Source organism: Bacteroidota bacterium (genome assembly GCA_016720935.1).
Lineage (GTDB): Bacteria > Bacteroidota > Bacteroidia > AKYH767-A > 2013-40CM-41-45 > JADKJP01.
This window is the reverse complement of record JADKJP010000003.1, coordinates 171179-183904: the sequence shown is the minus strand read 5'-3', so window position 1 is coordinate 183904 and position 12726 is coordinate 171179. Positions and strand designations below refer to the sequence as shown.

Sequence of the window (12726 nt, the reverse complement as noted above, 5' to 3'; positions counted from 1 at the left end):
ATCCCGCGGATTTTCTACTTTTAGCACGCAAGTAAACATAGTTTTAAATAAATAAAATCATCGGTGAAAGAACGTCTGGCTTATTTCCTGGATAAAATAACTTCCCGTCCAATTTTGATTGCAGCCATTGTCTCCCTTTTCGCGATAGCTGCCGGGGTTCAGTCCATCCTCAAAAAAAGTGAATACTATCCGGAAGTTCAAAAAACATACACCCATTACAACAACTACATTATTTTTAAAAATTCATTTGAACATCTGAAGGAAAACAAAGATCTCTATCAAACCTACCCGGAAGAACATTGGGATTTATACAAATATTCTCCAACCTTTTCCTTGTTCATGGGACTTTTCGCCATTTTTCCGGACGCCATCGGTTTGACTTTGTGGAACCTTCTCAATGCATTGGTACTATTCCTGGCTGTTTATTCGCTTCCAAAACTATCTGTTAAACAAAAAGGAGTGACGATACTGCTTTGCATTTTTGAACTGATGACTTCCATGCAAAATTCCCAATCAAATGCTTTGATGGCCGGTTTGCTCATATTCAGTTTCGCATTGATGGAAAAAGATAAAATCTTCCTGGCAGCCTTTTGTATTGTTGCCTCCATGTACATTAAAATTTTCGGAATTGTTGGAATGGCCATGTTTCTCTTTTACCCCGAAAAATTGAAAGCAGCACTCTACTCAGCATTTTGGATTTGTATTCTGTTTTTTTTCCCCATGTTGCTCATCAGCTTCAATCAATTAATTTTACTTTATCAAAGCTGGGGAAATATGCTCTCGCATGATTATCAGAGTGCTTACAGTCTTTCTGTAATGGGCATTGTCAATACCTGGTTCAACCTGGACATCAACAAAAACATTATTCTGGTTCCTGGTGCTATTCTATTCATGATTCCCTTTCTTTTTATCCGCAACTATAAAGAACTTTCTTTCCGAATTCATGCACTTGCTTCGACATTGATCTGGATAATTATTTTTAATCACAAAGCGGAATCACCAACATTCATTATTGCAATGATCGGAGCATGTATCTGGTATTTTGCTTCGCCACCGTCCAGAATAAACCTTTACCTGCTCATTTTTGCTTTTATTCTTACTTCACTTTCGCCAACTGATATTTTTCCTAAAATCATACGGGACACTTTTGTAAAACCCTATGCACTGAAAGCTCTCCCATGTATCCTGATCTGGATTAAGATAATTTACGACATGATCTTTTTCGACAAAAGAAATGCGATGAATAACAAGTCAGGTAATTCATCGCAGCCCTCTTCACTTAATTAAATTTGTTTCTTAAGATCCAGCTCTGCCAATTCTCTTATCTCAATTTAAAAATCCACTTTGTAACTAAGTATTGGAATTAAAGGTGCCTGGTAACTGGTTTTTGTAGTCCCTGAAAGCGGATCAAAATAATCGCCAAAGATATTTTTGGCATTGCTCACATTCTGAATATCTACACTCCAGGTCACAGTGCTTTTTGGTCTGTTTCTTTTCAAACTGAATTTCACATCTGTTCTGAAGTAATCCTTTGCCTGAAGTGAAAAGGCTTCAGAATCACGATACACAGTTTCACCCTTTGTTTTAGAAGCATCCACATCAATAGGAGTATTCCTTAATCCTCCGGCATAAATCGTTTTTACATTTATCCCAACAATTCTGTTTTTAAATCCTGACCCTGTTTTAAATTCCTTTCCTGAAGTGAATGTAGTAGCAAAATTACCATTGAAGCGGGTATTGTACCATTCTCCATTAGCCGCTTTGTATTTCGAATCATACAAGGAAGAAGAAAGCAGAAAATAAAAATCATGATGCAGGAATTGTTCAAATGTAAGCTCCACACCATAGTTTTTTCCTTTGCCATTATTGACAAGCGGATCACTTGTATAACCACCTTCACTATTCAGAATTGAAAATGTACTATTGACATCCGTGCTGACAGGAACATTATACAACTGCTGATAATATCCTTCCAGTTTCAAACGAAGATAATCTGTAAGGGAACGGTCATAACTCACAACATAATGCAATGCCTTTGTAAGCTCCAGATTTTTATTAGGCTGATAAACGGTTCCATCCGCTTTGGTGCTCCTTGCGAAATAAATACCTATAGGTTGAAGCTGACTATGTAACCCGAAACCGAAACTCAGCGATTGCTTGGAATTCAAATCCACTTTCAATGAAGCACGTGGCTCCAAAGAAGCAGTCTTATTGTATGCCAGCATGAAGTAATGCAGCCCTGCATTGAATGTTAGTTTATCGGTAGCGCGATAATTCCACTGTGCAAAAGACTGCAAGGTCATTGTTTCTCCTTTTTGATTAATCCACGTTTCAATTTTACCTGTTTCTTTTACCAATTCGGTATTCAACAGATTATAGAAAATCTCTGTCCCGATCACACCCACTTTAAAACTATGTTTTGAATTAATCTTTCTTGTAAGAATTGAATTCAAAGCAATCTTGTTTTGGCCATAATTCAATTCACCCTGGGGAATGCCTTCATAATTTGTATCCAGCTCCTCCTCTTTGTATGTCTTTCCAGTACCGGAGGCAACGAGAGAGGTTTTTAAATACGTTCTGCTATCAAGCTGAATAAAATGGGTAAGACCTGTAGCTCCGGTATTGGCAGTAAAATCCCAGTTATATTTATCATAGTAACTTGTCCACTTCAAAGAATCCTTCTCCGCATTCGATGATTGAGAACTTAGTCCGCCAAATCCAAACAATGTAAACGTTCCTGATTTCTTTGTAGGCAAATAAAAGTTGTAGGAAAGATCCTGAAAATTAGTTGCTGCTGTACCTACATTAACTCCCAATTTCCCGAGGATGGAAAGTGTGGAATACCTGTAATTCACGAGGTAAGATCCATCATATCCCTTTTTGAACGGACCTTCCAACGCGAGATCTGTCCCGAGAAATCCAACCTGGATAGTCTGCTCACTTTTCTGATTATTGCCACGACGGAGTTTCAGATCAAAAACACCGGAAAGCGCGTTGCCATACTCCGCCGGAAAAGCACCGGTCATAAAATCGGAATTGGTAAGGACCTGTGAACTCAGGATGGAAATACCTCCTCCCGATGTACCGACATTGCTGAAATGATTTGGGTTTGGAATTTCTACGCCTTCCATCCTCCACAACAATCCGTTCGGAGAATTCCCGCGAATGGTAATCGCGTTATTGCCATCGTCCGTTGAGACAACACCTGCATAGGAAGTCGACATTCGTGCGGGATCATTCACGGCTGCCGCGTATTTCTGGGTTTCTTCTACCGAAAATGTTCGAGCACTTACTGTGCTGTATTCATTCAGCGGTTTGTTTTTTTCAATCTTGTCTGTTATGGTGACTTCTTTCCCCATCACTACATTTTCTTCCAATGCAATTGATAACACCACTTCCTTCCCGCTGGTAACAGTAATATTTGGAAGAATATATTCCTTGTAACCGAGAAATGTAATCCTCAGATTTTGTTTTCCCACCGGAACGTTTTTCAGTTGAAAATTTCCATCCATGTCTGTTGCAGTTCCATTAAATGGTTCTGAATTCAGTAACACCACATTGGCGCCCGGCAAGGGAGATTGTGAAACAAGATCAACCACAGTACCCCGAATGGTTTGTGTGAGTGATTGTGCAAATGTGAATTGTGTACTTGTAAAACACAGAATTAAAAAAGTAATGCGAAGAATGTATTTCATTTTGTTTTCTTTTAATGATGAGACAACAGTGAAGCTTCATACCCCTATACTCTTGTAAATATTTTCATCAAAAAAAATGCGGATCAGTTGATGATCCGCATTCACAAATAATTAACAAGCCGGGTATTCAGTAGTGTACAATCTCTCCTGATCCTGAAATGTGAGAGGTTACAGCAGGATTACCCCTGTAGCGAATGGTACCGCTGCCAGAGATCGTACCCACCAATGTCGCATTTGTTGTCGTTTCAATTGTACCTGAACCGGAAATGGTGGCTTCGTTGCTTTCGCATGGCATTCCATAGGCATGTATGCTTCCGGAGCCGCTCATGGTCATCGTGCCTGCCTGCGCAGATCCTGTCAATAATATATTTCCTGATCCCGACATATTTGCTCTGATCGATTGACCATTTCCATAATAATCAATTGTACCGGAACCGCTCATCTGAACAGACATTCCACCGCCTGTGAATTGCCCGATAGTACTCATCTTTCCCGAACCAGCCATGCTCATGGATTCCAACAAAGGCATGTGAACTTCAATCGTGATTTCATCGTCACGTAATGTTTTGTTGGAATTCACTATCAATTTTCCTCCGGAAACGTAAGTATGTACCAGGGATTGATAGTTTCCGTAAGTGGTTACAAGTACAAATGTGTTAGAGTCTCGGACAATATTGACACGGCCATCCAAATGGTAGTCAACTCCGGTAAAACCATTTATGGCTCTGTTTTCCGTAATGATCGGACCTTCACCGCGAACACCTAACCAGTCTTTTTTACAAGAGGTTCCAAACATCAGAATCATCACAGCAAGAAGTAAAGAATTTTGAATCGCTTTCATGGGGATTATATTTCTATTGGTTGTATACTGAAAAGACAACCCATGGAAAGTCTCCCCCTATTCAGGATGAAAAATATTTTAGAAAAATCTCAACGCAGCCTTTGCTCCCAGCCAGACGCTTCTTTTATAGTCACCGGAAATATCTGAACTTGAAAAACTTCCGGGAGGAATACGACTCAAATAACCATCATAATCCGCGTCATTAACATTTGCATACAAAACATTTAACGATGGGCCGAAGGCCACAGCAAATCCTTTACTCAATCGTTTTTCCGCGGTAATGTTAAACTTTGTTAAAGGATTAAATTCCGCCAAACGATTCGCCCGCATCGGCTGGTTCATTGTCAGATCGAAATTCAATTGCCAGGAAGGACCAAGTATTACAGAGGAACCCACACCGTATCCATAATACCATGTATGCTCCTCAGGAGTTTTAAATTGCATGCCGGCTTCAAAAATATTATAGAACTGCCGGACGCCGGTGCGGAAAGAAAGATTTACCGGATAAATTTCATTGGATGATATTTCCAGTTCGTGATAACCCTTTCTGACAAAACTCAAAAAGCCAACCGGAATTCCTGTACAGGTATCGGCAATGTTCAGGAAACCGATTTGTGAACCATGAATCGAACGGGCAATATTGATCAGACCTGCTATCTGTACACCTTTGATATCATCAAGAGCCACATTCATTAATCCTGCTATTTGCGCGCCTTCCATGTTCTTTACAGCGATATTCAATAAGCCGGAGGCTTGCGCATTGCTGCAGGTTTTCAGATTGAAATTAAGCAAGCCGGCACCCTGTACTCCCTGCGATGGGGCGAGATTCACATTCACTAAACCTGCTATGGAAGCAGCTTTGGAGGAATCCATATTTGTATTCACAAGTCCTGCTACCTGTACACCTTTTACCGGACGGATATTGTAATTCACCAGACCTGCAATTTGCGCTCCCTGCACCGGACCACCCGTGATGTTGACAAGTCCTGCGATTTGCGCGTACTTCACGGAGTCCCTGTCGACGTTTACTAATCCCGCGATCTCCAGCTTCCTTGTTCCCATCGAATACCCTGCAAGTACATTCAGTGAATAGTCGTTAACAGTGTTTCCACTCAGCTTCAGATTTGTTCCCAGATAAGGAAGAAATGAAAACTGAAATTTCCGATATAAAGTATCTTTTATGTTCCGTGTGTTGGCTTGTTCCTGTTCGCTGAGAATCATATTTACCAGCGCCAGACGGTTCACAGTAAAAATGCTATCGTTGATGGCAGATGAATCTACATAAGAAACAATTTTCTGATCCGGATAAATGGTGAGATTTAAAATGCTCCGACCGGATTGATTAATATAAACGATAGTGTCTTTGTATTTTTCTTTGTTTACATAAAGCGTAATGGTCTTCAGATTTTCCTGCTGACTGATTTTTAAATTAAAATAGCCATATTGATTCGTCACTGCCGAAACACGGCTGCTCTTATCATAAATACTTGCTGAGGGAACCTCATTTCCGGTTTGCCCATCGGTCACATATCCGCTTACGATGAAATATTCCTGTTGCTTTTCTTCAGATTTCGGAGGCGTTTTCTGAAGAATGACATGTTTGCCTTTTTCCTTATAAGAAACCTGTCCTGAAAAGAGATTGTCCAATACTTCCCTTACAGCTTTGTTCCTGTATTGAAATGTCTGTGGTTTTACATCGCTGATAACCTGTTGTCCATAGGAAAAAGTAAATCCACCCTGATCCGAAATTTGTTTCAAAGCCTGATCAACCGGAGTTTCTTTGAAGTTCCCGGAAATTTTTCTTTCCAAATAAGGAACCTGTGCAATTACACTATATCCTCCTGAAAAAAGGAGGATCATCAACAACAATCCAGGCAAAGTAATTTTAGTTGCACGCATTGCCTTTGAATAATATTGCTCCATTTTCTTTTTGCAAAGTGAGACCCAATGTCTCTGCAATTACATTCGCGATGTCATCAATACTCTCGTTATTGAAAGTAGCCGTTATTCTGCATTCCGAAAGTTTTTCATTCTCCAGAACAAGGTTGGATCCATAGATATCATTCAATGTCCTGATCACACGTGACAGCTCGGCATTTTCGAAAATGAATATTTTGTCTTTATAAGCGGAAACGTTTTTGTCCATCGTTTCTGTTTTTTCAAACACCCTGGTATCGGGATGATACGAAGCTTCTTCACCTGCCGAAAGCAGTATGGAACGGTCTTCCGCTGCCTGAACTTTTACTTCTCCTGAAACCACGGAAACAATTACAATTCCATTGCTCTCATTAGTTCTCACATTAAAAGATGTACCGATATCCTGAATCACAAGGGAACCTGTTTCAACGGTAAATGGATTTTGTTCATCGTGTTTCACATCAAAGAAAGCTTCGCCTTTTAATTTCACCACGCGCTTTCTCGAATATCCTTTTGTCGCGTATTGAACGGAGCTGTGTTTGTTGAGGGTGATTTCGGATCCATCGGGTAAAGTAGTAGAATGAATAGAATCACCGGCAGCAATTTCCTGCTGTGTGCCTGCAATCGGTTGAACACCAAAATAAATCAGCGAACCCAGAAAGCCTGTGAGGATCAGAATAGCTGCGATCCGCATTACCCATTGCAGATTGCTTTTCTTATGGAGAGGAATAATCTTTCCCTGATCAGTATGTATTGCTTTCTTAACATTTCTCCAGGCTCTGTCTGTATCCACATCCAGATTTTGCTTAAGAGCTGCGCTGGCTGAAAACAAATGCGACATCTGGTCGAACTCCTTTTGATGATCGGGGTGGGCAGACTTCCACGCCTCAAGAGTTTTCATCTCTTCAGGACTCGCTTCACCGGCAAGGAATTTGGCGATAATGTCTTCGATATGTTCGAAATTGTTTTCCAAAAGTTTTTAGTTACAGAATGAAAGAAAGAAAATCAAGAATGGGAGATAGTCTTTTAATTTCTCTCGCATTATTTTCAAGGCTTTCCCCATTTGGTTCTCTACTGTTTTGATTGACAATCCAAGATGATCCGCGATTTCAGCGTATTTCAACTCTTCAAACCGACTTAATTTAAAAATGATCCGGCATTGTTCCGGAAGACTTTCGATGGCATGATGAATCTGTTCCTGCAATTCATTCTGAAAGGTCATCTGCGTTGCAGGTTCCGATTTTGAAGAAAGCGCGTTGACTTCCGCCGCGTACAATTGCCGTACTTTTCCGTGTTTAATTTTATTCAAAGAAGAATTGCGGACGGCTTTGAACAGATAAGCCTGGAGACTCAAATTAATTTCCAAACTCTCCCTCCTTTCCCAAACATGAATAAATACCTGTTGAACAATTTCTTCTGATTCATCCGGATCATCTACAAGGGTGTTCGCATAAGAACAAAGTCTACGGTAATAGCTTTTGAATAAGGATTCATACGCCTTCCCGTCACCTTGTCTCAAGGCCAATAATAGTTCTGGCTCGTTCGTTATCACCGTTTTATCTGATTCCGGTGGCAAGTTACAAAAGCCTGTTTAATGAATAGACAAGTGAGGGGTGATTTACCCCTATGTTGGTTGGAAAAAAGATTTGGGTTCCGCGTTTCGGGTTCGAGGTTTGAAATTCGAGGTTCAAGGTTTGAGGTTCGACTTTAGTCACTCGTCCCCAGTCCCCCGTCCCTATTTTGTTCGTCCCTCGTCCCCAGTCCCTCGTCCCTCCTTTTAATCAAATCCCACACACACCACAAGAGAAAACCCACTAACATGTGATGATTTCAAAGGATTGACGCTTTTTGAAATTTCGACATCGCCATCGCGGGTTAAGAGGGTAAGGCTTTGATCGTAACGGATGGAAAAAATCCAGAGGCCGGCATTCAGGGAAGCTGCAGCATTAAATCCGACGCCAAAAGGTGAGTACCATGATTTGGGGACGATCACTTTACTTTGACTGGCCTTGATCATGTATGAAAAATAGGGCCCGGCTCCTAGAGCAAATCTTTCATTGAAAAGATAGGAAACGATAAACCGGACATTCGCGCTCTGAAGATGCACGGTACAGGCTGTATCTTCAAAAGTAACTTTCCCACCTTTATCAGAATAATCTATCTCGGGTTGAAGTGTTAAGTGTTCGGATAAATCCGCGACCGAAAAAAATCCCGCTTCCCAGGATGGGATGGCCTCACTCTTCAATGAAGATTTGATGTTGAATAAACCGCCACCGGCTTTGATACCGAGGGAAGCCTGGGAGAAAGCAAAGTCACAGGAAAAAAGAATGAGAATGTGTATAAATAGAAATCTGAACCTCGCCTTCATTTACTAAAGGTACGAATATTTCTTTTTGTCAGTGCTGAACAATAATTTTCCTGACAAAGTCTGATTCGTAACCTGTAAATTTTATGAAGTATATACCATTGGTGTAATTTGATAAATCCAAAGAGATTGAGTTATCAGAATTTATTACCCTGATTTTTGCATCCGGCATTTTTACTCCAAGTAAATCCGTCAATTCAATTTGATCGGATTTTATTTCAGAAGGAATGCCGGAGATAGTTAGTTTAGAATTAACGGGATTGGGATAAACCCTTGTGTTCTGAGTCAACATCGATTCTATTCCTGAACCAATCGGAAAAACAACAACAGAATCAATGATTACATTTAAATTAACAAGGCTCTCATCAAATTTAACAGCTTTTAATTCAACAACTCGAAGATTCAAAGACGTTATGGTAGTCCAGGTTGGATCCGTTGAAATTTTAAGAATGCCCAATGTATCATTGATCACATTGTAGACATCGTGACGATCTGTTCTGCACCAGACAGCTGCCAAATTAGTTTGAGATGGATCATGAGCAGGAAAACTAGTGAATAAATCCAAACCGGCTGAACCCAAGTGCCCGTTGATAAAATCCAAACTTGTTTCTGAATCTTGAAAATCATAGGCGTAATTCGTATGAAAAGCCAGGCCATAAATAGTATCAACAGGAATTAAGCCGGAACCCAGAATTATATAGTACCGGATAGTATCCCCGGCTTGAACAGAATTACTAAGAGCGCTGAATTTCAAATCTGGAATGAAAGCTGATTGGTTTTTATCATTTTTCATTCTCCAATTTGGAATCGTACAAGGCATTGGATAATCAATTCCATACATCAACATATCAGTTGTATCTATTCTTCCATCCCCATTAAAATCCGCATGTTTATGATTAACAGCATTATTAAAAGAAGTAGCCCAGTCAATCGCATAATCACTATGAATACCCGTAAAAGGAAAGGAAGTAAAAGGCGTTAACAAAGTATCTCTGTGTGGCCCGGAATAACCAAGTGCTATTCCGGTATTCAAAACGTCGTCCACCAAACTAACATATTGATTATTGTTCGCGTCTCCCGGCCACGTATAAGAAATTGAATCCAAAACACTATTCCCTGAAGAATCCAATGTTGCTATAAAGGAGGAATAATCCCTTGGATAATTATAAAAGCAATTCGTAAACATGAATGCTCCTCCGGTTACAATGTTCCCTGAATTCAATCTTTTCACACAACTCAAACCATACTTCGGAAAATCATATTGTTTCGTCCATATAATATTTCCTGAAGAATCAACCCGGGAAATCGAACCTGGTATTTGTGAATTTTGCAAATAATATGGAACCGGTGATATATCAAATACACCTCGTGGTATTTTTCCACTGCAACCGATGAAGCCACCATCAGCTAAAACCACCACAGAGGACAATCCAAATGGAAAAGATTTTGTCCAGAGAATTTGTCCTGTGGAAAGCTGAACTTTTTGAATTCCGGATTGAGTGAGAATATAGGCTATCGTTGAATCAGCCCCTAAAACACCCTGACAAGGCAGGGACCAATAAATAAAACCTGTAGAATCAATTCGGTCTATTGTCTGATGTTGTGTAAATACAAGCAATTCTCCATCACTCACTCTAAATAAATTATAACCCACGACATTTCCAGTCTGGAATATGATATTCCCGTTTTTATCAAATTCGAATAGTGTATCAATATATCCATCCCCTACCATTGCAAAAATATTTCCATAAGAATTTTCCGCTACATCAACAGCTGCATTTGTATAGGCAACAGTAGAATTTGTGATATCGAAATCATGCGACCACTGTAGGAATCCATTCCTGGAATATTTTTCAATTTTCCCAAAAACCTGAGGGAAACCTACAAAGCCCCAATCATTCTTCGTAATTACACAACCGGAATCCCGAGTTGACGAAACTGCACTTACCATATGACCCGTTATACCTCCATGTCCTCCAACAAAATTTTCCCATAGTAAAGTGCCACTATCCGGTTCAAATTTCATTAATCTTTCATCTGCGTCCTGATTACAAAAAGCCAATACATAAATTGCTCCGTCGTCTCCGATTTCTATCTCTCTCATACCTGTTAATGAATCGTGATTCTGGTAGGGATTGTATAACTCAAAGTAGGTACGTTGTATCCAGGTGGATTGGGCGAAAGCCAGTTCATTAATACTTAGTAAAAGAAGAAATGAATAGAAAAATTTCATGTCAGAATCTTGAATTGTATGAACGACCCCTACATCAATGCTTTGAAGAATTGATGGCCTGAATAAAAATCATTTAAACTTATATAAAAATTTCAGACACTATTCCATGAAATGGTGAATATTCTCTAATCATAGGTGAGGCTTCAATTATCAATGATTGGTGTTGAAATCCAACTATATCATACTGGCTCATCTCAATTCTTTCCTTAAATTTGAAGCAATCCAGACTATGAAGGAAAACTCAGAAATTGTATTCGTACAGGACGGAAAGATTCAAAAAATAAGGCTCGGTGAAAAGGGTGTTTCACCCACCACAACTGTGCTGAATTATCTCCGCAATTCACCTGAACACAAAGGCAGTAAGGAAGGTTGCGCGGAAGGCGATTGCGGGGCCTGCACCGTAGTGGTCGCGGAATTGGGAGCGAATGAAAAGTTAAAATATACTGCTATCGACTCCTGTCTTGTTTTCATGCCCATGTTGCATGGAAAGCAACTGCTAACCGTAGAAAACCTGCAGACCGGCGAACAGCTTCATCCGGTTCAGGAAGAAATGGTTCAGAAAAACGGGAGCCAGTGCGGTTATTGTACACCCGGATTTATCATGTCCATGCTGGCGCTCTACAAAGAATCCAAACAGCCCGGACCGGAGGAAATCCGTGATGCACTTACCGGAAACCTTTGCCGTTGTACCGGCTATCGACCAATAGTGGAAGCGGCCGCTTCAGCCTGTGCGCACAATGGTGTGGATCATTTCACTGCCTCTGAAAAGGATGTAATAGCGAAATTATCATCCATACAAAAAGATCAAAGTGCGCTTTACCACATCTCCGGTGAACAAAAATACTTCCAGCCCCAAAAGCTCGCGGATGCTTTGCAATTGTTGTCTGAACACCCGGATGCACTGCTTCTCCAGGGGGCTACGGATATCGCATTGCGTGTGACAAAAAAACACGAACTGCTTTCAAAAATTCTCGATTTATCCCATGTGACTGAATTAAAAAGCTTCTCCGAAAAAGGGAAAGAAGTTACGTTCGGTTCCGGAATGAGTCTGGAAGAAGTAAAAAGGAAAAGCGAATCCATTTTCCCTCCGCTGTACAAAATGCTGGCGGTATTCGGTTCCCGACAAATCCGTTCTCTCGCGACTTTCGGTGGCAATCTGGGAAGCGCTTCTCCCATAGGAGATACACTCCCCGTATTGATGGCGCTCGAAGCCAGAATCGTGCTGCAAAACCTGAAAGGCAAACGCGAAATCCCGATGTCCGAATTTGTGACCGGCTACCGCAAAACACAGAGAATGCCGGATGAAATCATTGCAGCCGTGATCATTCCTAAAATGAATATAAATTCATTAATATCTTCCTATAAAGTATCCAAACGAAAAGACCTTGACATCTCTACAGTAAGCAGTGGATTCAATCTGACTTTTAACGGAGAAAATATTTCCTCAGCCATTCTAGCCTATGGTGGCATGGCTGAAAAAACAAAAAGAGCGGCCGGAGCAGAGGAGTTTCTTTTGGGTAAAAAATGGACCAGAGAAAACGCGGAAAAGGCCGGTGAGTTGGTCTATACTGAATACACTCCCCTTTCGGATGCCCGATCAGGCGCAGAATTCCGGAGACTGGCAGCAAAAAATCTGATGCTCAAATTCTGGGATGAAACCCAAAAACACTGAGGC

The 12726-nt window shown here is 40.6% G+C and carries 9 protein-coding genes; 2 read left to right on the top strand and 7 right to left on the bottom strand.

Translation table 11 applies throughout. From position 1 onward, the window contains the following. The first annotated feature begins 63 nt into the window (after positions 1-63). Positions 64-1287 carry a DUF2029 domain-containing protein gene (locus IPP86_03275; protein MBL0137537.1) on the top strand — a complete coding sequence of 408 codons (1224 nt, stop codon included), beginning with the start codon at positions 64-66 and terminating at the stop codon, positions 1285-1287. Between the two features lie 44 nt (positions 1288-1331). On the opposite strand, the gene IPP86_03270 is transcribed toward IPP86_03275, so the two are convergent. The 7 genes from IPP86_03270 to IPP86_03240 form a co-directional block, all read right to left on the bottom strand. Continuing rightward, the gene (locus tag IPP86_03270) at positions 1332-3695 is read right to left on the bottom strand and encodes a TonB-dependent receptor (protein ID MBL0137536.1); all 2364 of its coding nucleotides are present in this window, start codon (positions 3693-3695) and stop codon (positions 1332-1334) included. A gap of 127 nt (positions 3696-3822) precedes the next feature. Further along, on the bottom strand, positions 3823-4536 hold the full coding sequence (locus tag IPP86_03265; protein ID MBL0137535.1) for a DUF2807 domain-containing protein: 714 nt from the start codon (positions 4534-4536) through the stop codon (positions 3823-3825). Between the two features lie 78 nt (positions 4537-4614). Continuing rightward, positions 4615-6435 (bottom strand): hypothetical protein, encoded by a 1821-nt coding sequence (locus tag IPP86_03260; GenBank protein MBL0137534.1) that lies wholly within the window; start codon positions 6433-6435, stop codon positions 4615-4617. Beyond that, positions 6422-7426 carry a FecR domain-containing protein gene (locus IPP86_03255; GenBank protein MBL0137533.1) on the bottom strand — a complete coding sequence of 335 codons (1005 nt, stop codon included), beginning with the start codon at positions 7424-7426 and terminating at the stop codon, positions 6422-6424. Before IPP86_03255 ends, IPP86_03260 begins: the two co-directional genes overlap by 14 nt. A gap of 6 nt (positions 7427-7432) precedes the next feature. After that, entirely contained in the window at positions 7433-8005 is a 573-nt protein-coding gene (locus IPP86_03250) for an RNA polymerase sigma-70 factor (GenBank protein MBL0137532.1), read from the bottom strand. A 225-nt stretch (positions 8006-8230) separates the two neighbouring features. After that, positions 8231-8821 (bottom strand): outer membrane beta-barrel protein, encoded by a 591-nt coding sequence (locus IPP86_03245; GenBank protein MBL0137531.1) that lies wholly within the window; start codon positions 8819-8821, stop codon positions 8231-8233. A 28-nt stretch (positions 8822-8849) separates the two neighbouring features. Next, positions 8850-11051 carry a T9SS type A sorting domain-containing protein gene (locus IPP86_03240; GenBank protein MBL0137530.1) on the bottom strand — a complete coding sequence of 734 codons (2202 nt, stop codon included), beginning with the start codon at positions 11049-11051 and terminating at the stop codon, positions 8850-8852. A 229-nt stretch (positions 11052-11280) separates the two neighbouring features. Between IPP86_03240 and xdhA the strand changes: the two genes are divergently transcribed. Further along, positions 11281-12723: a xanthine dehydrogenase small subunit gene (gene xdhA, locus IPP86_03235; protein ID MBL0137529.1), complete on the top strand. Its 1443-nt coding sequence runs from the start codon at positions 11281-11283 to the stop codon at positions 12721-12723. Positions 12724-12726 lie beyond the last annotated feature (3 nt).